This is a genomic window from uncultured Oscillibacter sp. (genome assembly GCF_910579365.1).
GTDB lineage: Bacteria > Bacillota > Clostridia > Oscillospirales > Oscillospiraceae > Oscillibacter.
The window spans coordinates 1-20,456 of record NZ_CAJTUX010000030.1; the positions used below are offsets into that span (position 1 = coordinate 1).

General features: G+C 63.1%; 21 protein-coding genes and 2 riboswitches. Of the genes, 14 read left to right on the forward strand and 7 right to left on the reverse strand.

Going from position 1 to position 20,456, the window contains the following annotated elements; all coding sequences use genetic code 11:
* Both QZ329_RS08535 and rpsO read right to left on the reverse strand, forming a co-directional pair.
* The coding region (locus QZ329_RS08535; protein WP_295751115.1) for a polyribonucleotide nucleotidyltransferase at positions 1–1,564 on the reverse strand (1,564 nt) is incomplete at its 3' end.
* Positions 1,565–1,729: 165 nt separating this feature from the next.
* On the reverse strand, positions 1,730–1,996 hold the full coding sequence (gene rpsO, locus QZ329_RS08540; protein WP_295751118.1) for a 30S ribosomal protein S15: 267 nt from the start codon (positions 1,994–1,996) through the stop codon (positions 1,730–1,732).
* Between the two features lie 312 nt (positions 1,997–2,308).
* Here rpsO and QZ329_RS08545 point away from each other — a divergent pair, with 312 nt between their 5' ends.
* From QZ329_RS08545 to QZ329_RS08580, 8 genes are all read left to right on the forward strand, one after another.
* Complete coding sequence (locus tag QZ329_RS08545) at positions 2,309–2,707, forward strand: GntR family transcriptional regulator (RefSeq protein ID WP_295751121.1); 399 nt, start codon at positions 2,309–2,311, stop codon at positions 2,705–2,707.
* A complete protein-coding gene (locus tag QZ329_RS08550; RefSeq protein WP_295751123.1) occupies positions 2,704–3,597 on the forward strand; it encodes an ABC transporter ATP-binding protein in 894 nt (297 codons plus the stop codon). Before QZ329_RS08545 ends, QZ329_RS08550 begins: the two co-directional genes overlap by 4 nt.
* Complete coding sequence (locus QZ329_RS08555; RefSeq protein ID WP_295751125.1) at positions 3,572–5,575, forward strand: hypothetical protein; 2,004 nt, start codon at positions 3,572–3,574, stop codon at positions 5,573–5,575. The genes QZ329_RS08550 and QZ329_RS08555 overlap by 26 nt, the downstream gene beginning before the upstream one ends.
* Before the next feature lie 3 nt (positions 5,576–5,578).
* A complete protein-coding gene (locus tag QZ329_RS08560) occupies positions 5,579–6,250 on the forward strand; it encodes a peptidoglycan recognition family protein (protein ID WP_295751128.1) in 672 nt (223 codons plus the stop codon).
* 124 nt (positions 6,251–6,374) lie between these two features.
* Entirely contained in the window at positions 6,375–6,545 is a 171-nt protein-coding gene (locus tag QZ329_RS08565; protein ID WP_295751131.1) for a hypothetical protein, read from the forward strand.
* 148 nt (positions 6,546–6,693) lie between these two features.
* A complete protein-coding gene (gene asnS / locus QZ329_RS08570; protein ID WP_295751133.1) occupies positions 6,694–8,088 on the forward strand; it encodes an asparagine--tRNA ligase in 1,395 nt (464 codons plus the stop codon).
* A 406-nt stretch (positions 8,089–8,494) separates the two neighbouring features.
* Positions 8,495–9,202: a hypothetical protein gene (locus QZ329_RS08575; protein ID WP_295751135.1), complete on the forward strand. Its 708-nt coding sequence runs from the start codon at positions 8,495–8,497 to the stop codon at positions 9,200–9,202.
* Positions 9,199–9,819: a hypothetical protein gene (locus QZ329_RS08580; protein WP_295751138.1), complete on the forward strand. Its 621-nt coding sequence runs from the start codon at positions 9,199–9,201 to the stop codon at positions 9,817–9,819. The genes QZ329_RS08575 and QZ329_RS08580 overlap by 4 nt, the downstream gene beginning before the upstream one ends.
* A gap of 55 nt (positions 9,820–9,874) precedes the next feature.
* On the opposite strand, the gene QZ329_RS08585 is transcribed toward QZ329_RS08580, so the two are convergent.
* Genes QZ329_RS08585 through QZ329_RS08600 form a run of 4 tightly spaced genes read right to left on the reverse strand, consistent with a single transcriptional unit; the run spans position 9,875 to position 12,867 of the window.
* A complete protein-coding gene (locus tag QZ329_RS08585; RefSeq protein ID WP_295751141.1) occupies positions 9,875–10,567 on the reverse strand; it encodes a hypothetical protein in 693 nt (230 codons plus the stop codon).
* A 15-nt stretch (positions 10,568–10,582) separates the two neighbouring features.
* On the reverse strand, positions 10,583–11,560 hold the full coding sequence (locus QZ329_RS08590; RefSeq protein WP_295751143.1) for a hypothetical protein: 978 nt from the start codon (positions 11,558–11,560) through the stop codon (positions 10,583–10,585).
* A gap of 54 nt (positions 11,561–11,614) precedes the next feature.
* Positions 11,615–12,445: a DUF3021 family protein gene (locus QZ329_RS08595; RefSeq protein ID WP_295751146.1), complete on the reverse strand. Its 831-nt coding sequence runs from the start codon at positions 12,443–12,445 to the stop codon at positions 11,615–11,617.
* The gene (locus tag QZ329_RS08600; RefSeq protein WP_295751151.1) at positions 12,442–12,867 is read right to left on the reverse strand and encodes a LytTR family DNA-binding domain-containing protein; all 426 of its coding nucleotides are present in this window, start codon (positions 12,865–12,867) and stop codon (positions 12,442–12,444) included. The genes QZ329_RS08595 and QZ329_RS08600 overlap by 4 nt, the downstream gene beginning before the upstream one ends.
* A 358-nt stretch (positions 12,868–13,225) precedes the next feature.
* On the opposite strand from QZ329_RS08600, the gene QZ329_RS08605 reads away from it, so the two are divergent.
* The 6 genes from QZ329_RS08605 (at position 13,226) to QZ329_RS08630 (ending at position 19,468) form a co-directional block, all read left to right on the forward strand.
* Complete coding sequence (locus QZ329_RS08605; protein ID WP_295751154.1) at positions 13,226–14,308, forward strand: PfkB family carbohydrate kinase; 1,083 nt, start codon at positions 13,226–13,228, stop codon at positions 14,306–14,308.
* A 45-nt stretch (positions 14,309–14,353) separates the two neighbouring features.
* Entirely contained in the window at positions 14,354–15,283 is a 930-nt protein-coding gene (locus QZ329_RS08610) for a pseudouridine-5'-phosphate glycosidase (protein ID WP_295751156.1), read from the forward strand.
* Positions 15,284–15,451: 168 nt separating this feature from the next.
* The gene (locus tag QZ329_RS08615; RefSeq protein ID WP_325256944.1) at positions 15,452–15,841 is read left to right on the forward strand and encodes a DUF1294 domain-containing protein; all 390 of its coding nucleotides are present in this window, start codon (positions 15,452–15,454) and stop codon (positions 15,839–15,841) included.
* A gap of 287 nt (positions 15,842–16,128) precedes the next feature.
* Positions 16,129–16,854 (forward strand): MgtC/SapB family protein, encoded by a 726-nt coding sequence (locus QZ329_RS08620; RefSeq protein WP_295751158.1) that lies wholly within the window; start codon positions 16,129–16,131, stop codon positions 16,852–16,854.
* Between the two features lie 25 nt (positions 16,855–16,879).
* Entirely contained in the window at positions 16,880–17,572 is a 693-nt protein-coding gene (locus tag QZ329_RS08625; protein WP_295751161.1) for an MgtC/SapB family protein, read from the forward strand.
* Between the two features lie 200 nt (positions 17,573–17,772).
* Positions 17,773–17,846, forward strand: a riboswitch (glycine riboswitch).
* A 3-nt stretch (positions 17,847–17,849) separates the two neighbouring features.
* A riboswitch (glycine riboswitch) is annotated at positions 17,850–17,925 on the forward strand.
* 130 nt (positions 17,926–18,055) lie between these two features.
* A complete protein-coding gene (locus QZ329_RS08630) occupies positions 18,056–19,468 on the forward strand; it encodes a sodium:alanine symporter family protein (protein WP_295751163.1) in 1,413 nt (470 codons plus the stop codon).
* A gap of 87 nt (positions 19,469–19,555) precedes the next feature.
* Here QZ329_RS08630 and QZ329_RS08635 read toward each other — a convergent pair whose 3' ends face one another.
* Positions 19,556–20,290, reverse strand: coding sequence for an RsiV family protein (locus tag QZ329_RS08635; RefSeq protein WP_295751165.1), 735 nt, complete (start codon positions 20,288–20,290; stop codon positions 19,556–19,558).
* Between the last annotated feature and the right edge of the window lie 166 nt (positions 20,291–20,456).

Consider the following 20,456-nt stretch of genomic DNA (forward strand, 5'->3'; position numbering starts at 1 on the left):
GGCCGTCGTTCTTCAGGTCCATCTGGATGGCGGTGATGCCCTTCTTGGTGCCCGCGACCTTGAAGTCCATCTCGCCGTGGAAATCCTCCACGCCCTGAATGTCGATGAAGGTGGTGAAGCCGCCGTCGTCGTCCTGGATGAGGCCGCAGGAGATGCCGGCCACCGGGGCCGAGATGGGCACGCCCGCGTCCATCAGGGCCAGCGTGGAGCCGCAGACGGAGCCCTGGGAGGTGGAGCCGTTGGAGCTCACCACCTCCGAAACCACCCGGATGGCGTAGGGGAACTTCTCCACGTCGGGAATCACGGGCAGCAGGGCCCGCTCAGCCAACGCGCCGTGGCCGATCTCCCGCCGGCCGGGGGAGCGGGCGGGCTTTGCCTCGCCCACGGAGTAGCCGGGGAAGTTGTAGTGGTGCATATAGCGCTTCTCCGTCTCCTCCCAGATGGTGTCCAGCTTCTGGTTGGCGGAGAGGGTGTCCAGGGTGACCACGGAGAGGACCTGGGTCTGTCCCCGGGTGAAGAGGCCGGAGCCGTGGGCCCGGGGCAGCACGCCCACCTCGGAGGCCAGGGGCCGGATTTCGTTCTTCTGCCGGCCGTCCACCCGGTGGCCCTCCAGCAGCCAGGCCTTGACGATCTTCTTCTGGAACTTGTAGGTGATCTCGTCCAGGTACTTGTCCATCTCGGGATAGTCCTCCAGGAAGAGCGTGTGCCACTTCTCGATGAGGGCGTTCCACCGGGTCTCCCGGACGTTTTTGTCGTCGGTGTCCATGGCGGCCTTGGCCTCGTCCATGGTGGCGGCGGTGATCTTCTCAAAGAGCTCCTCGTCAAAATCGGCGTGGGGATAGTCGAACTTCTCCTTGCCGATCTCGGAGACCATCCGGTTAATGAGCTCCACCTGCTTCTGGTTCTCCTCGTGGGCCATCTGAATGGCCCGGAACATGGTGTCGTTGTCCACCTCGTTGGCCCCGGCCTCGATCATGACCACCTTCTTGCCGGTGGAGACCACGGTCACGTCCAGGTCGGACACCTTACGCTCCTCGCTGGTGGGGTTGAAGATGAGATTGCCGTCCACCAGGCCCACCTTCACCGCGCCCACGGGGCCGTGCCAGGGAATGTCGGAGATGGCCAGGGCGGCGGAGGCGCCGATGAGGCCGCAGATCTCCGGGGAGCAGTCGTGGTCCACGCTCATGACCGTGGCCATGATGGAGACGTCGTTGCGGAAGTCGTGGGGGAAGAGGGGGCGGATGGGCCGGTCGATGACCCGGCTGGTGAGGACGCCCTTCTCGCCGGGGCGGCCCTCCCGGCGGTTGAAGCTGCCGGGGATGCGGCCCACGGAGTAGAGCTTCTCCTCAAAGTCCACGCTGAGGGGGAAGAAGTCGATGCCGTCCCGGGGGCGGGCGGAGGCCGTGGCGCAGACCAGGACCCGGGTGTCGCCATAGCCCACCATGACGGCGGCATTGGCCAGTTCCGCCAGCTTCCCGACCTCCAGGGTCAGGGGGCGGCCCGCCAGGGTCATCTCGTACTTGCGGTATTGGGGGAACTGTCTCTGGGTGATGATAGTAGACATAGATGCGCTCCTTTTCGTTTGTTGTCGCGCGGGAGCGGTCCTTTTCGTATTTGAAAGGCCGTCCGGTCCCCGCCAGACGGTCTTTCAAACACAAAAAGCGGACTCCCGCATGGGGTGGAGGGGAAGCGGAAAAGGGCGGCGTAATCCCGCCGCCCTGTTCGCGTCTTACTTACGGATGCCCAGCTTGGCAATGAGGGCGCGGTACCGTTCCACATCCTTCTTCTGGAGATAGTCCAGGAGGCTGCGGCGCTTGCCGACCATCTTCAGAAGACCCCGGTTGGAGTGCTTGTCCTGGGGGTTCTGGCGCATATGCTCGGTAAGGACATTGATGCGCTCGGTGAGGATGGCAATCTGGACCTCCGGAGATCCGGTGTCGGTCTCATGGGTGCGGTTGGCGTCGATGATGGCGCTCTTCTGCTCTTTTCTCAGCATTGTGTGGTTCCACCTTTCAAAAAGATTCCCCGCGGGGCTGTGCGCCGGGCCGGTGAAGCTCCTCGGGACAAAGCTCCGGGGCAGGTTTTCCGCCTGACTGGCGGACTTAGTTACTATATCATAGGGTTTTCCCATTGTAAAGGCCCAATTCATGATTTTCCCGGCAACAGGAAGAAAATTTTTCCCTCCCCCGAACCAAAATCACGAACAGCCCTTGACAAACCCTTCAAACTGTGTTAATTTCATTAGTACAGTTAATACAGTTCACCAATACAGCAGCGGCGAGCACCGCCGCGGAAGGGAAGGTATGCGGTGATCAGCCTCAATTACCGGGACTCCCGCCCCATCTACGAGCAGATCAAGGACGGGCTCCGCAAGCTGATCGTCTCCGGGGCCATCGGCACAGATGAAAAACTCCCGTCGGTCCGGTCCCTGGCGACCCAGCTCTCCATCAACCCCAACACCATCCAGCGGGCGTATAACGAGCTGGAGGGCGAGGGCTACATTTATTCCGTCCCCGGCAAGGGCAGCTTTGCCACCGGGGACCACGGCGCCGGGGAGGCCCGCCGCCGGGAGCTCTGGGAGAAGACCCGGGAGCTCCTGGCGGAGCTTCGGTATCTCGGCGTCAGCCAGGAGGAGCTGACGGCTCTTCTTGCGGAAGAGCCGTCCGGCGGGGCCCCCGCCGGGGGGCGGAAGGAGGAAACGATATGATTCAAATCTCCAACGCCGTCAAGCGCTTCGACGGCTTCGCCGCCCTGGACGGCGTGACCCTGTCCGTCCCCGCCGGGAGCGTGTACGGTCTGGTGGGCCCCAACGGCGCGGGGAAGTCCACCCTGATCCGCTGCCTCACCGGCATCTACCGCCAGGACGAGGGCGAGCTTGCCGTCGACGGTTCCCCCGTCTGGGAGAACCAGGGCCTGAAGGCCCGAATCGCCGCCATCGCCGACGACTGGTACTATTTTCCCCAGGCCAGCATCCGGGACATGTGCCGGTTCTACCGGGGCTTCTATCCCCGCTTCTCCATGGAACGCTATGAGAAGCTGAAGGGGGTCTTCGACATTGACGAGAAGCGCCTTCTCCGCCGCCTCAGCAAGGGCATGCAGAAGCAGGCCGCCTTCTGGCTGGCCCTCAGCGCCATGCCGGACTATCTGGTTTTGGATGAGCCGGTGGACGGCCTGGACCCCGTCATGCGGCGGCAGGTGTGGTCCCTGGTGCTGGGGGATGTCAGCCAGCGGGGAACCACGGTGCTGGTCTCCTCCCACAACCTCCGGGAGCTGGAGGACGTCTGCGACCACGTGGGCATTCTGGACCACGGAAAGGTGCTGCTGGAGCGGTCCCTGGCCCAGCTCCAGGACAACATGGTGAAGCTCCAGGTGGTCTTTCAGGACGGCGGCGGCGTGCCGGAGGATCTGCCGGTGCTGCACGCCTCCCAGGTGGGGCGCATTCACACCCTCATCATGCGCATGAACGCGGAGGAGGCGGCAAACCGCATGGCGACCTATGCCCCCATGCTGGTGGACGCGGTGCCGCTGACGCTGGAGGAAATTTTCATCTATGAGTTAGGAGGGGCCAACTATGCCGTTAAAGACATCGTATTTTAACCCCACGCTGTTCAAGAAGAATCTCGCCCGGTTCTGGCCTCTGTGGGGCGGCGTGTCCGCCCTGGGGGCTCTGGTTCCCCTGTATCTGACGATGGTCCTGATTGAGGAGGGCTTCCGCTCCTCCGCCGGGCACGGACTGGAGGTCACGCGGCTTTACTACGCGGCCCTGTCCTATGGGGTGCCCATCCTCTCCCTGTTTTACGCCGCCCTCTGCGCGCTGGCGGTGTGGGGCTGGCTGTACAACGCCCGGAGCGTGGGGCTCTACCACTCTCTGCCCATCACCCGCAAGGGCCTCTTCGCCACCAGCTTCCTCTCCGGCCTGGCCATGATGCTGATTCCCTACGCCGTGGTGGGCGGGCTGACGGTGCTCATCTCCCTGGCGGCGGGGCTCTTCGAGCCCGTGGGGGTCCTGGTGACCGTCCTGGGCGTTTTGGGAAACACGTTCTTCTACTTCGCCGCGGCCACGGCGGTGGTCTTCGTCACCGGCAACCCCTTCGCCTTCGCGGCGCTCTACTTCGTTTTCCACTTCCTGGGCTTCCTCGCCGAGTGGCTGATTACCTTCCTGATGAACCTCTTCTACTTCGGCGTGGACGAGACCTACCGGGGCGTGGCGTCCTTCCTGAGCCCCACCATCCACCTGGTGGAGCACGTGCGCGTCAGCGGCCAATATGAGCAGATTGTCACCGCCGGCGGCTGGATTGATAACGGAAATCTGCTGTGGGTCAAACTGACGGGCGGCTGGCTCATCGCCGCGTACGCCCTGGTGGGCGTGGTGCTCCTGGCCTGCGCCTGGGCCCTGTACCGCCGCCGCAGGAGCGAGAGCGCCGGGGACGTGGTGGCCGTGGAGTGGATGAAGCCCATCTTCCGTTACGGCGTGGCCCTCTGCGCGGCGGCGGCCGGAGGGACGCTGCTGTACAGCCTTTTCTGCCAGGACTTCTTCCAGAAGGGCGAGTGCGCCAACCCGGTTTCCATGGCCGTGTGCATGGCCATTGCCGGAATCGTGGGCTACTACGCCGCCTCCATGCTGCTGGCAAAGTCCCTGTCCGTCTTCCGGGGCAGCCTCAAGGGCGCGGCGGGGACGGCAATTGCCGCCGCAGCCGTCTGCTGCGTCATCGCCGCCGACCCCTTCGGCGTGGAGACCTGGGTCCCCGGGACCGGGGACATCACGGAGGTGACCGTCAACTTCCACGGCGTCTATGGCCGGGGGGCCGGCGCCACGCTGTCGGACCCCGCCGCCATGCAGAAGGTTCTGGACGCCGCCATCCTCATAACGGAGCAGGCGGACGAGCTGGACCGGAAGCAGGAATCGGACGGCGAGGCATATATCTACTTCAACCTGACCTATCGCTTCCAGGAGGACCGTCCCGTTCACCGCTATTACCACTTCCCCCTCTCCGCGAACGAGGAGATCACCCAGATGGTGGCCGCCCTGGCGTCGGACCCGGACATCCAGGAGCACAGCATCTTTGACCGGGTAACTCCCGCGGAGGACAACTATATTACCTCCGCCCGGCTCACCGGCGGGTATCTCGCCGGCCTCTACAGCCCGGCGGACCAGGAGACGGTCAATCTGGACCTGACGCCTGAGCAGGCCCAAGCGGTGGAGGAGGCCGTCCGCCGGGACATCCAGGCCGGGCACTTCGGAAAGACGCTGTTCCTCCCCGCCTATGAGGACTACGCCTCCGCCGCCTATACCGGCGAGCTCCAGCTGTATTACGGTCTCACCACGTCGAACGACCCCAGCCCCTCGAAGAGTTACACCTACAGCGACATTGTGTCCATCGGCCTGTCCGCCTACTGCACCGAGACCCTCCAGACGCTGGAGGACCTGGGCATCCTGAACCAGGGGTATAAGCTGCTGACCCAGGCGGAGAAGTCCGCCATGCAGAAAACGGCGGAAGGAGAGGACATCTACGGCTATGCGGACTCCTACTCCTTCCCCGCCGACACCTCGGCCTATTTCAAGGAGGCGTTCTGATCCATGGGGAGAAGAAGCCGCAGAACACGGGCAGAGGAATCCCTCCGGCTTGTCCGGCTCTGGGCAATTCTCGGGCTGCTGGCGGCGGCGGTTCTCATAACCGCCGCCGTCCGGCTGTCCCGCCGGCCCTCCCCGGCGGAGGCGGAGGAACAGATTCCCGCTTACATAACCAGGGACTTTCTCCCCGTGAACCCCTGGTCCCGCCCCGGGGACCCCCTGAAGCGGGTTAACGGCGTAGTCCTGCACTACGTGGGCAACCCCGCCACCTCCGCCCAGGCCAACCGGAACTACTTTGCCTCCCTGTCCTCCGGGGAGGCGGGGACTTACGCCTCCAGCCACTTCATCGTGGGATTGGAGGGGGAGGTGGTCCAGTGCGTCCCCCTGACGGAGATCGCCTACGCCTCCAACACCCGAAACGGCGACACGGTTTCCATCGAGGTCTGCCATCCGGATGAGACGGGGGAGTACGCCCCCGCGTCCTACCGACGGGCGGTGGAGCTGACGGCGTGGCTGTGCCGGGCCCTTCGCCTGGACCCGGCGGAGGACGTGATCCGGCACTACGACGTGACGGGAAAGCTCTGCCCCCTCTATTATGTGGAGCATCCCGCCGCCTGGGAGTCCCTGCTGGAGGACGTGGCGGCGGAGATGGAGGCCCAGGAGGCGGGGGATGCCTAGAGGGCCCCTTCAAAAAAAATTCAAATTTTTTTCAAATTGATGAAACAAAGCCGCCCCCTCGATCGTCTTATATAATGACGGCATCAAGGACGGTCTCAAGATTTTTTGTGAAAGGAGCCTCCCTATGGAGCAAACAAACACCGCCCCGAACCTGTGGCGCGTCTGGATTGACACCCGCCGCCGCATCGTATCCTTCCATGAGGAGGAGGACTGTAAACTGCTGGAGTTCCGGAACCGGGACCTGTTTTTCAGCTGCATCGAGCAGTATACGGGCATGCAGTACCGGTATCAATAAAAAGGGCGAAAAAGCGGGGAGGCCGGGGGCCTCTCCGTTTTTTACGGCGGAACCGGCCCCCTGCCGGCAGAGAACGCCTCTTGCAAAAGCGAAAATTTATGATATAATGTATCATCCATTATGAAAGAATAGGAATCAGGTGATCGCCATGAGCTACACGAAAATCGCGGCTATTTTTGCCGGCAAGCAGTCCCTGGACGGCCAGACCGTCACCGTGGGCGGCTGGGCCCGGACGATTCGGGACATGAAAAACTTCGCCTTCATCGAGCTGAACGACGGCTCGTGCCTGAAAAACCTCCAGGTGGTCATGGAGGCCGGAGCCCTGGAAAATTACAAGGATGTCGCCGCCCAGAACGTAGGCGCGGCGCTGATCGTCACCGGCACGGTGGTCCTCACCCCCGAGGCCAAGCAGCCCCTGGAGCTGAAGGCCTCCCGCATTGAGGTGGAGGGCCCCTCCACCCCCGACTATCCTCTTCAGAAAAAGCGGCACAGCGTGGACTTTCTCCGGACCATCCAGCACCTGCGGCCCCGGACAAACCTGTTCTCCGCCGCCTTCCGGGTGCGGAGCGCCGCCGCCTTCGCCATTCACGAGTTCTTCCAGAGCCGGGGCTTCGTCTATGTCCACACCCCCATTATCACCGCCAGCGACTGCGAGGGCGCGGGGGAGATGTTCCGGGTCACCACCCTGGACGCCGGGAACCCGCCCCGGACGGAGGACGGAAGCATCGACTTCTCCCAGGACTTCTTCGGCAAGCCCGCCAACCTCACCGTCTCCGGCCAGCTGAACGCGGAGAACTTCGCCATGGCCTTTGGCGACGTGTACACCTTCGGCCCCACCTTCCGGGCGGAGAACTCCAACACCGCCCGCCACGCCGCCGAATTCTGGATGATCGAGCCGGAGATGGCCTTCTGCGATCTGGCGGGGGACATGGACATTGCCGAGGCGATGATAAAATCCGTCATCCGGCAGGTCTGCCAGCGCTGCCCCGACGAGATCGACTTCTTCAACTCCTTCGTGGACAAGGGCCTGAAGGAGCGGCTGGAGCATGTGGCCTCCTCCGACTTCGGCCGGGTGAGCTACACCGAGGCGGTGGAGATTCTGGAAAAGCACAACGACCAGTTCGACTATAAGGTCTTCTGGGGCTGCGACCTTCAGACGGAGCACGAGCGCTATCTCACCGAGCAGGTTTTCAAACGCCCGGTGTTCGTCACGGACTATCCCAAGGAAATCAAGGCGTTCTACATGCGCCTGAACGACGACGGCAAGACCGTGGCTGCGGCGGACTGTCTGGTCCCCGGCATCGGCGAGATCATCGGCGGCAGCCAGCGCGAGGAGCGGCTGGACATTCTGGAAGCCCGGATCAAGGAGCTGAACATGGACCCGGAGAGCTACTGGTGGTACTGCGACCTGCGGCGCTACGGAACCTGCCGTCACGCGGGCTTCGGCCTGGGGTTCGAGCGGCTGGTGATGTACCTCACGGGCGTTTCCAACATCCGGGACGTGCTGCCCCATCCCCGCACCGTGGGCAGCGCTGATTTCTAAGCGCAGGCTTGCCCTTGTAAAAAAGCTCTTTCCGAGAGGAGGGGACTTCGCAAAGAAGTCCCCTCCTTAATTTTTGTTAAGTCAGCCGAATGTGATGGAATTGCAGGAATCAAAAACCCCTTCACAACGGCTGACAAATCCAAGCTGTGCCGGCAAACGGAGATACCGGTTTCCTCCATATTCCGAGGACAAGGCTATTGTAATTTTTTCTGGGATAGAGTAAAATAATCCCGGAGACACAAAAGCGGCAGGCCGCAAGGCGCTACCAACATCCTGCGGCCCTGTACGAGTGACACTGGCACTCAGCAGGGAGGAAGGCAGATAAAGAAATGATCGCTTTCCTTTGCTTGGAGCAAGGCATGGGCCCATTTCTCCTGCCGGTTTGTCATGGAAAGGATGGGCTGTTATGAGCGAAACGCTGCGGGAGTGGCTGGATAGGGAGTTCCGGGATTTCGAGCCGGTATGGAAGTCTTTCCGGGGCAAACAGCGGAGAATGTACTATATCTGGATGGCGGCGGCGGCGGCCGGCATGGTGGCTTTGGGTTTTGGCGCAGGGTATGACCTGGCCTATGTACTGCGGGTGCATCTTCTTATTGGAATAGGCATTGCAGCGTTTATCTGGCTGTGCGTGCTGCTTACCAGTCGGGCCAACACGATGAAGAATGCGCGGAAACAGTTTGAGAAAGCCCTTTCGATTCTTTCACCCTCCGATCAGGAGGCTTTCGTCCGGCAGAACTTTGGGAGGGCAGATTTTCTCAACACGATTGAGGATAGCTTCCCCGCCCGGCTGCTGATAGGGCCGGATTTCTGGCTCTATTTTCGGGGTGTCTGCCATATCTACCGGGTATCGGATATGAAAGCGCTGGGCGTGCGGGAGGAGAAAACCCGGCTTTACTACAAGGTTGGAAACACCCGTGTGCGCCAGAAGGTCGGCGCCGGAATCTCCCTGACCGTTGACTATCGGAAGGATGCCGGTTCCGCCAAGGAACGGTCCGAGCGGCTGTATCTGACCAGTTGGGAACAGTTTCAAACGGCAAAAGGGTTGATTGACCGGCACTGTCCAAAGGCTAAAACCCTGTGGCGGGAAAACGAAAAGGAGTTTGACGAAACATGAATACGAAAAAAACCCGTTCTCGGCTCTGCCTGTTCTTGGCGGTGTTCATGCTGTTTTTGTCCGCTTGCGGTAAAGATGACGGCGAAAGCAGTCAGGGGGGCGGCGGTGATGATGTTCTGCTGCCCATCAGTATAAACGGTAAAGAGGTCCGGGTGGGGGAGACCACGGTCCAGACTCTGCTGGATGAGGGATTCGATGTGTCTTGGGTAGACGAGAGCTATCATCGGATTACCGTAGACCCTGCCACTCAACTGGAAGCGAATTCCTACTACACCGGCGGCAGCATCAAAGTGACCGACAATATGCGTTTTGCGATTTCCTTTGCGACGGACGAGGAGGAAGTTTCTCTGGGGCAGGCGGTAATCGCCCGGCTGGAGCTGACTATGGCTGCCGAGGACGATAAAAGCGCTCTTGAGACAATTTCCTTTGACGGAGTGCCAATCACGGAGTTGACCCAGGAAAAGGCCGCGGAGAAGTATCCCGGCTGGACCGGAAACGAGGTTATGTGGCTGCACTATGGATTAGAGTATAAGTACGACCTGAACTTTGATATTTCCACAGGTTATCTCAACAAGTTTGCTGTGGAGCGAACCTACGACGTGGATTGGAATGGTTAAACAGCAGACCTCCGGCGGGATACAGCAGGGGAGGGGGCTCCGCCCCCTCCCCTGCTTATTTACAGTTCCGGTCCAGGATATCCCGAATCATTTCTGTCTGCTCCGCGGTCAGGAGCGCCTGACCCGCCTCGCAGCGGACGTAGTTCTCCGTCAGGTTCACGCCGTAGCCGTCCCCAAACTCCGTGTCCACCATGAACTCGGGGAGGCAGCGGCAAACCGCCTCCGGGTCGTAGGCCAGGTTGATGACGATGTCCGTCAGAGTCACGGAGTCTCCGCCCCAGAAGGACCAGGTTTCCCCGTCCAGCGTCACCTCCGTCACCGTGTTGCCGCAGTAGCCCGTCACCGGGTTCTCCACCGTCTGGGGCTCCGCCGGCAGGAGGCAGTGGGCGCAAAAGGTCCAGCCCAGCTCCTCCAGCCGCTCCAGGGTCTCCTCCGGGATGTCCGCCAGCGCGCCCTCCTCCAGGCGCTTCCAGTCAAGGGCCTCCGTTTGAGGGGGGAAAACCGTGGAGACGCCGTCGTGGGTGACCCGGACCCGGTCTCCGTTGTTCCAGTCGCAAAACGCGTCGCAGACCTCCGTTGTCAAAACGATGGGTTCCCCGTCCTCTGTCACCAGCAGGGTCCGGATATTCCCCTCCTCATTCCACGCAGTCAGGGCGCGTCCCTCCGTCGTCTCCGGCTCCGCCGCCGGGGCGGCGCAGGCCGCCAGCAGCAAAAGCGCAGCGCAGGCAAACAGACAAAACCGCTTCATCGCCGTTCCTCCTCTTTATGAAATTATCTCGCTGCCTACGCTGTATCCGTTCCATGCCGTGGCCTCTCCCCACCCGGCGGAGCAGTCATAAAAGCAGTACGCTCCCAGGGGCGACCGCCACTTCTCCGCGTTGAAGAACAGGACCGGCAGAGAGTATGTCTCCCCCTCGTGCTCCTCGTTGGACTCGATGGAGAACAGGCATCCGTCCTCCCACTCGTAAAACGCCGGTCCCGCCACGGTCTCCTTCTGCTGTGCGCCGTCCGTGTGTTGGATGGTCTTTTCCTGGAAATAGCCCTGCTCCTTCAGCTCCTGGAAGGTCCCTGTGACCACCTCCACGCCGTGCAGTTCGCCGAAGCGCCAGGCCAGGGCGGACGTTTCGCTCTCCGTCAGCCCGCCGGGGGCCCGGCTCAGGTCCAGTCCCGCGATGGAGATGTCCTCATTCAGTCCCAGGTCCTTGTTCCACAGGTCGTCCAGCACCTGGAGATACAGCCCGCAGAGGTCGTAGGCGGTCCCCATGCCGTTTCGCCCCTGGCCCCGGCTCCAGGCCGACACGCCGTAAACCTCCCCAAACTGGGCGGGGAAGCTCTCCAGCACGCCGCCGTTAAAGGACACCTCCACGGGCATTCCGTCCTCCAGAACCGCAGGCTCCGCCGCCGCGCCGTCCAGGGTCACCGGGATGTTTTCCACGTTCAGCCGGTACACGCCGGTTCCGCCGTACAGTCCCCCGTCCAGCTCCGCCAGGAGCAGATTCCCGTCCTCCGCCCCGTCCACAATTCGGCAGAAGAGCACCGCAGGCTCCTCGTCCTCCGCCAGGGAGGGGGCGGGCTTTCCGCCTTCTCCCGGATTCTCCCCGCCGCCGGAGGCGGGCTCCTCCTCCAGGGTCCTAACCGCCGTCCCGGCGGGGGCCGCCGCCGTTTCCGCCGGGGCGTGTCCGCAGCCGGACAGCAGGCACAGGACCAGCGCCAGCACCAATATACATTTCCAGTGTTTCATAAAACCGCCTCCTCTGCCTGTTTAGACGGCAGGGGAGGCGGCTTTGTTCCAGGATCATTCCACTTTTTTCAGCTTCCGAAGAACCGCGCCCAGCGCTCCCCCCGCCAGGGCGGCGGCGCCCGCCAAACCGGTGAAGAACAGGGCTGAGCTGTTGTAAATAAGGAATACGCCGGGAAGGGTGAACACCATGCAAAACGCCGGATAGACCGGCCACCAGCGCCGGAGGCGGGCGGCCAGGGGGCAGGCGCTGAAAAAGCAGAACAGGGGCAGGATGAAAAAGGGATAAAAAATCCCCGTCAGCACCGGGAAATCCCGGGCGTCCGCCAGCATCAGCGCCGGGGGCAGCAGCAGCTCCACCGCCGCCGCCAGCAGAAGATAGGGGGCCAGCGTCTTCCAGGGCGGCTCCGCCTCCGGCAGGCCCGCGGATTTCCGGATGGCCCGCAGGTCCGCCTGCCACTCCAGAAAGCGGACGGACCATTTCAGCACATACGCCAGCAGCAGCAGCCCCAGCAAGCACAGCCAGGCGCCCCGATAGGGAAACCACCGGCACCGCCGCCCCGCCAGAGAAAAGACCGCCGCCGTGGCCAGGAAGTGGACGGCGGACCAGAGGAGCGTCCGCCGCTCCAGGAGGAATGGAACTTCCATGGTGCTCAGCGCCGCCCCCAGAAGTCCGGACCAGAGCAGCTGAATCAGCGCCGCCGTCACCGGGCTCCCGCAGGCCTCCGCCATCTCTTCGGACACCACCAGCAGGGCCCCTCCCGAGGGGGCCGGGACGGAGAAGGCGTTTCCCGCCACAAATACCAGATAGACCAAAACCGCTCCCCAGGGAAAGCCCGTCCTTGCCCGCCGGAAGAACTCCCGCCGGACGCTGATCTCCTCGCTCATATCCCCAGCACCTCCTTGATCTTCTTCACATACCGCCGGGAGACGTAGGTGGTCACGCCGCCGGTCAAAGTCACCCGGATGGTCCCGGAAAGGCTCAGGTCCAGGGCCGTCACCCGCTTCCAGTTGACGATCTCCGAGTGGGACACCCGGACGAAGGTGTGCTTCTCCAGGCGGTCCTCCAGCTCGTACAGCCGGAGACGGACGGTGTAGACCGCCCCGTCCAGGGTCTGGGCCCGGACCTCCTTGTCCTCGCCGTAGAAGCGGAGAATCTCCTCCGGGTTCAGCGGCGCGGCCGTCCCGTCCCGAAAGCCCGCCAGGCGCTCCGGCTCCTCCAGCCGGGACAGGAGAGCCGCCAGCTCCGGCGTCTTGCCCGGGGACAGGATTTTTACCAGCAGCTCCCGCTGCGCCTCGTCCAGCTCCACTTCGATTTTTATGGCTCCCGCCTCCTTTCTGCGCTTTAGTATAGCCCAAAGGGGGGACTTCGTCCAGCGGGGGGCGGACCATTGGTTCCCGTGGGGGGATGGATGGTGGGCGTCGAATATCGAATCGACGCGCTCCTCTTTCCGCTGCCGCTGTCTTGGCCGTTTTTGTGGCTGGGATGTTGGACGGTTCCCGCCTTGGCAGACGGACGGCAGCTTGCCGCTTGTTTCCCGGGCCCGCCCTTCTACCGATAGACCGCCCGTGAAATTTTTTCGGAATCCCCCTTGACATCTGCAAAACGAACGTTTATAATAAGCATTAGATTAGAAGATTAAATTTTTGCTTATACGGAGGTGGACCATGACCAAGCGGGAACGGCAGCTGCTCAACTGGATCGAGGAAAACCCCCTCATCTCCCAGAAGGAGCTGGCGGACAAGGCGGGAATCACCCGCTCCTCCGTCGCTGTGCATATTTCCAACCTGATGAAGAAAGGCTATATCACCGGCAAGGGCTACATCGTTCAGACCGCCCCCTATGTCACGGTGGTGGGAGGCGTCAACGTGGACATCGGGGGCCGCCCGGCGGCGGCGCTGGTGGCCCGGGACTCCAACCCCGGAACGGTCCACTCCTCCCTGGGGGGCGTGGGACGGAACATCGCCCACAACATGGCCCTGCTGGGGCTGGACGTGCGGCTGCTCACCGCCTTCGGGGACGATCTCAACGCCCAGAAGCTGGCCGCCAGCTGCGGCGAGCTGGGCATCGACATCTCCCAGTCCCCCGTCATCCCCGGCGGGCGGACCTCGACCTATCTTTTTATCAACGACCAGCAGGGCGACATGGCCCTCGCCGTCAGCGACATGGAGATCTACGAGCATCTCACGCCCCAGGTTCTGGCTCAGCGGCGCAAGCTTCTGGACGGCAGCCAGGTGGTGGTGCTGGACACCAACATCCCCGCCGAGAGCATCGCCTGGCTGGCGGAAAACTGCGCCGCCCCCCTCTTTGCGGACCCGGTTTCCACCGCCAAGGCCGGGAAGCTCCGGCCCGTCCTGGGAAAGCTCCACACCCTGAAGCCCAACCGCCTGGAGGCGGAGCTCCTCTCCGGCGTGCCCATTACGGACGAAGACAGCCTGCGCCGCGCCGCCGCCGCCCTGCTGGACACCGGCCTGCGCCGGGTGTTCATCTCCCTGGGGGCGGACGGCGTCTTCGCCGCCGACCACAACGGGCAGGCGCAGATTCCCTGCCTCCCGGCGGAGCTGGTCAACGCCACCGGCTGCGGCGACGCCTTTATGTCCGCCATCGCCTGGGCCTATCTCCAGGGCACCGATCTGGAGGACACCGCCCGGGCCGGTCTGGCCGCCTCCTCCATCGCCATGGAGAGCCGGGAGACCATTAACCCCGCCATGAGTGAAGAGGCCCTGCGGGAGCGCATGGGCCCCGCCTGACAACCCGTTCATCCGTCTCAATTTATATATTTGGAGGTTTTCATCATGAACATGAACAAGTATCTGGACATCGCCCCCGAAGTCAAGGAAGCCCTGGCCGCCGGAAAGCCCGTGGTGGCCCTGGAGTCCACCATCATCTCCCACGGCATGCCCTATCCCCAGAACGTGGAAACCGCCTTGAAGGTGGAGTCCATCATCCGGGAGAACGGGGCCGTCCCCGCCACCATCGCCGTGCTGGGCGGCCGGCTGAAGGCCGGCCTCTCTCCCGAGGAGATCGATCACCTGGGTAAGGCCGGCTCCGCCGTGGCCAAGGCCAGCCGCCGGGATCTGCCCGTCCTCGTGGCCCAGGGGAAGGACGGCGCCACCACCGTCACCACTACCATGATTATCGCCCACATGGCGGGCATCTCCGTCTTCGCCACCGGCGGCATCGGCGGCGTCCACCGGGGCGCCGAGACCACCATGGACATCTCCGCCGACCTGGAAGAGCTGGCCCGCACCCCCGTCATGGTGGTCTGCGCCGGAGCCAAGTCCATCCTGGACCTGGGCCTCACCCTGGAGTATCTGGAAACCCACGGCGTGCCCGTCATCGGCTACGGCACCGAGGAGCTTCCCGCCTTCTACACCCGCAAGAGCGGCTTCGCCGTGGACTACCGCATCGACACCCCCGCGGACCTGGCCAAGATTTTCTACGTCAAGCAGGACTGCGGCCTGGGCGGCGGCATGCTGGTGGCCAACCCCATTCCCGAGGAGTACTCCATGGATGCGGATGTGATCAGCAAGGCGATCAGCGACGCCGTGGCCGAGGCCAAGGCCCAGGGCATCCACGGCAAGGAGACCACCCCCTTCCTGCTGGCCAAGATCAAGGACCTCACCGGCGGCAGCTCTCTGGACAGCAACATCCAGCTGGTGTTCAACAACGCGCGCCTGGCCGCCAAAACGGCGGTGGAGCTGGCGGCTCTTGCCAAGAACTGAAACCTGTGTTAAAATGGACCGGCTGATGATCAGCCGGTCCGTTTTTTGCAAACCCCGGTTTTTATGGGGGCGGCCTCCGCAGAGGCGATTTCCAATCGCCCGTTTCCTCTCCAGCCCCCGCCCACCCTCCAACTCCCCCGGCCCCCATATTTGAAACGAGGTATCCCTATGAACATCACCCCCCTCTCCGCCGCGTCCCGTGGAAAAACGCAGTTCCTGCCCGAGGCGCACGACGATTTCCTCTGGGCCGTCATGGGTTCTCCCTGGGTCCTTCTGGCCTGCTGGCTGGTGCTGATCAACCTCGCCGCCTTCTTCGCCTTCGGCGTGGACAAGTGGAAGGCCAAGCGGAAGGAAAAAAACGAAGCGGTCCGCCGTATCCCCGAGAAGAACCTGCTGCTCCTGGCGGCGGCAGGGGGCAGCGTGGGAGCCCTGCTGGGCATGCGGGTCTTTCACCACAAGACGCGTCACAGGGTCTTTCAATTCGGCGTGCCCGTCATCCTGGCTCTGCAAATCCTCGTCCCCTTCGGCCTGTGGCTGTATTTTACCGTCATCCGGTAAGCCGGGGACCGCGTTTACATGCGGGCGGTTTTCCGCCCGCCTTTTGTCTGTCGGCAAAATGCCAAAAACCCGCCTTTCTATTTGTCAAACCCACCGAAAACCCATTTGGCGCGCCAGAAAACGTTGACAAAACCCGTCGGAGCTGTTTATAATACGAATAACCCAGCGCAAACGTTTTCCGACGCATTTTTATATCGGTTACGGAAGAAGCGGCCAGCGCCGGTTCTTCCTTTATTTCACCCGCCTGCGGGCGGCGTTTGAGAGAGCGAGAGAGGGGAGCGGATTTCGTGTTACAAGGACTGGATTACCTGCGGGAGATCAACACGGCCTCCGTGCTGCTGCGGCTGACTCTGGCCATGTTCTGCGGCGGCATGATCGGCCTGGAGCGGGCCAGAAAGCACCGCCCGGCGGGCTTCCGCACGTACATGCTGGTGTGCATGGCGGCGGCGCTGACCATGCTGCTGAGTCAGTATGAATCCTATATGCTGGCCCACGCGTGGGCACAGAAGGCGGCGGAGATCGGCATCCGCACCGACGTCAGCCGCTTCGGCGCCCAGGTCATCAACGGCATCGGCTTTTTGGGCGCGGGCACCATCCTGGTAACGGGTCAGCAGAAGGTGAAGGGCCTGACCACCGCTGCGGGCCTCTGGGCCTCGGCCTGCATGGGGCTGGCGGTAGGCGCGGGGTTCTACGAGTGCGTGGGCCTGGCCTTTTTGCTGATTTTTGTGGCGGTGCACATCCTGCCCACGGTGGAGCTCTATGTCATCGAGAACGCCCGGAACATGAACATCTATGTGGAGTTTCAGTCCCTGGACAACGTATCGGAGATCATCGGGCGCATCAAGGCCCAGGACGTGACGATCTACGAGGTGGAGGTGGATCACGGCAAGCAGACCCTCTCCCAGCACCCCAACGCCATTTTCTCCCTGCGGATGAACCAGAAGGGCACCCACGCCAAGATTCTGGCCACCATCTCGGAGCTGGAGAGCGTTTACATCGTCAAGGACACTTGACCTGTCAAGAAGGAGGGAAGGCAACATGCTGTCTATTTTTGACGGGCTGCGGGATGTGAGCATTGCGTCCGTGGCCCTGCGCATGACTCTGGCGGTGATCTGCGGCGGCGTCATCGGCATCGAGCGGGAGTACAAGCGCCGCCCGGCGGGCTTCCGCACCCACATCCTCATCTGCCTGGGCGCGGCCATGACCACGCTGACCAGCCAGTATCTCTATCTGTTCCTGGGCCAGTACACCGACATGGCCCGCCTGGGCGCTCAGGTGGTGGCGGGCATCGGCTTCATCGGCGCGGGCACCATCATCGTCACCCGCCGCCAGCGGGTGAAGGGGCTGACCACCGCCGCGGGCCTCTGGGCGGCGGCCATCATCGGTCTGGCCCTGGGCGGCGGCTTTTACGAGGGGGGCCTCTTCGCCACATTCCTGATCCTCATCGCGGAGCTGTTCTTCTCCCGGGTGGAGTACCGGATGCTGAAAAACGCCCCGGAGGTCAACCTTTACGTGGAGTACAGCGACAACAAGACCATGGACATCCTCCTCCAGGAGTTCCGGGAGCACGGGCTGAAAATCCTTAACATGGGCATCATTCACTCCCAGTCCAACGAGCAGCACAACGCCTGCGCCATCTTCGCCCTGCGGCTTCACAAGGGTCTGGACGTGGATCAGCTCCAGCAGGAGATCTGCGCCACCGCCGGCGTGGTCTCCGTCCGGGAGCTGTGAGAAGAACCTGTATTTTCGAAAATGCCGGGAAAGGAACCCCTTCGGGGTTCCTTTCGTTTGGAACAGCCCGCCCGCGAGCGCCCCGCAAGGTTCGCCGTTGGCGAATATTCGTCTCCGCTTTGCGGACATTTTGTGGAAATACACGATTGACAACCCCGCCGGAGCATGGTAAGGTAAATCTACAATTTGAATAACGGCATAGGAAATTCCCGGAGAAACGGCGCAGGCCTGCCGACGGAGCGAAACTCTCAGGCACGAGGACCGGGAATGGATGTGGCTCTGGAGAAGCCCGGAAACGGGGACCGAAGGTGCAAGGCGGGAAACCGCCGAATCTCTCAGGTAAAAGGACAGAGAGGAATGTTTTCCGGCGGAGTGTGTCCGCCGGGGGGATATTGCTTTTTGCGGGGCCGCGCCGGGCGGTCCCGCTTTTTGTGTTTCCGGGGCCCGCCTCCGCAGTGCCGGTTCACAGCATGGAGGGAACGTATGGAAATCATCAATCAAATCCTGGCCTTCATCTCAGGGCCGCTGAACGACTTCGCGTGGATGTACACCTTTCTGCCCTGCGCCATTGCGGGCGGTCTGTTTCTGACCATCCGCAACGGCGGCGTGCAGTTCCGCCACTTCGGCCACGCCATGAAAAACACGGTGGGCAAGATGTTCCAGAAGCAGGAGGCGGGCCACGGCGCGGTGACGCCGCTCCAGGCTGTGACCACCGCTCTGTCCGCCACCGTGGGCACCGGCAACATCGTGGGCACCACCCAGGCCATCGCCATGGGCGGCTACGGGGCCATTTTCTGGCTGTGGCTGGCGGCGCTGGTGGGCATGGTGACCAAGTACTCCGAGATCGTCCTGTCCATCAAGTACCGGGAGCGGGACGCCAAGGGCGACTGGGTGGGCGGCCCCATGTACTACATTTCCAAGGGCCTGGGCGGCGGCTGGAAGTGGCTGGCGGGTCTTTTCGCCGTCTTCGCCATCCTGGCCTCCTTCGGCATCGGCAACATGTCCCAGGTGAACAGCATCACCGGCTCCGTCATCGGCGCGGTCGCCGCGTTCACGGCGGTCTCCGCCGGGGTGGAAACCGCCCTGAAGTGGATCATGGGCATCCTTCTGGCTTTGTTGATCGCCGTCATCCTTCTGGGCGGCATCAAGCGCATCGGCGCGGTGACGGAGAAGCTGATCCCCTTCATGAGCGTCTTCTATATCATCTTCGCCCTGGCGGTCATCTTCGCCCACATCGGCAACGTGCCCGACGCCTTTGTGAAGATCTTCTCCAGCGCCTTCACGCCCCAGGCCATCGGCGGCGCCGCCTCCGGAATCGTGCTGAAGCAGACCATCATCTGGGGCCTGCGGCGCAGCGCCTTCTCCAACGAGGCGGGTCTCGGCTCCGCCGCCATCGCCCACGCCGCAGCGGACACCAAGGGTCCCGTGAACCAGGGCCTGTACGGCATCTTCGAGGTGTTTGTGGACACCATTGTCATCTGCTCCCTCACGGCCCTGGCCATCATTTGCAGCGGCGTGGACATTGCGTTCAACACCCGCCCCGGCAGCGAGGTCATCACCGCCACCCTGGCCACGGTCTTCGGCGGGAAGTTCGCGGCGCTGTTTGTGGCCATCGCCCTGGCCCTCTTCGCCTTCTCCACCGTCCTCGGCTGGTCCCTGTACGGCACCCGCTGCGTGCAGTACCTCTTCGGGCACAAGGCCGTCCGGGTGTTCCAGGTGATCTTCATCGCCGTGGTCGTCGTCGGCTGCGTGTCCCCCCTCAGCTTCGTGTGGGATGTGGCGGACACCTTCAACGGTCTCATGGCCATCCCGAACTTCATCGGCCTTTTCGCCCTGTCCGGCGTGGTGGCCGCGGAGACGAAGAAGTACTTCGGGAACAAAGACAATCTGAACTGAGCGCGGCGGCCCGCGCAGGAAAAGACAGCCCTCCGGGGCTGTCTTTTTGCCGTCCAAACGGGGAATCCCATCGGGGAGAAGGCCGCGTCACCGGCCGTACCGCACCGGCCCCGGCGGGCCGGGGTCCTCCCCGCGGGGGGCCTCCTCCATATCCGCCGCCCCCGCTCCCTCGTAGGGCAGCAGGAACACCGGCACACCCTCCGACGCCGGGGCGACGGCATACATGGGCCAGAAGTACGCCAGCCCCTCCGCCGTCAGATAGAAATTCTGGGGGTTGAACCGCCGCCGCAGCTCCCGCCGCCAGCCCTCCCGCCAGCGGCCCGCTCCGGCCCGCTCCCGGCGCTGGATTTCCTCCGCCGCCCGGGCCAGCAGCTTCTTTTTCCAGGCCGTCCCGGCGGGGAAGAAGTCCCCCAGGGGCACGGGATAGCCCGCCGCCAGGTCCCAGGTGTCCCCCCGGCGGGTCAGAAGGGCGGGGCCCGGTCCCACGGACTCCCGCACCTGGGTGTAGAGGCTCCAAAGCCCCCCTTGATTATAGGTGACGCAGTACTCCAGCTCCGCCCGGAAGGCCGGAAGCGGCCCGCTGGCGGCCAGGGCCGCCCGGTACTCCGCCGCCGCCTGGGGGAGGAGGATGCGCTCGCAGTAGCGGAGGAAGGAGCGGCACTGCAATTGGTAAAAACGCTTGATCCGGCGGGAGGTTCTGTCCGCCGCCGGCTCCGGCTGGGGCGCCCGCGCCGACGCCCACAGCACCGGCACGCCCTCCACCGTCCACTCCCGCTCCGCCGCGAAGGGCTCCGTACAAAGCTCCCTCAGACCCTCTCCCACAGCCACCGCTCCTTTCCCCGGATTGATCTTTTTCCAGCCTATGCCGAAGGCGGGGGAAGGGTGCGGACGGCGGAAGGCGCTTTTGAAATTTGGCCCTTTTACTTTTCGTGTTGATGTTTTGAACGACTGGTGATTTCACTAATTTCGGAAAAAGTTTTCTATTCGT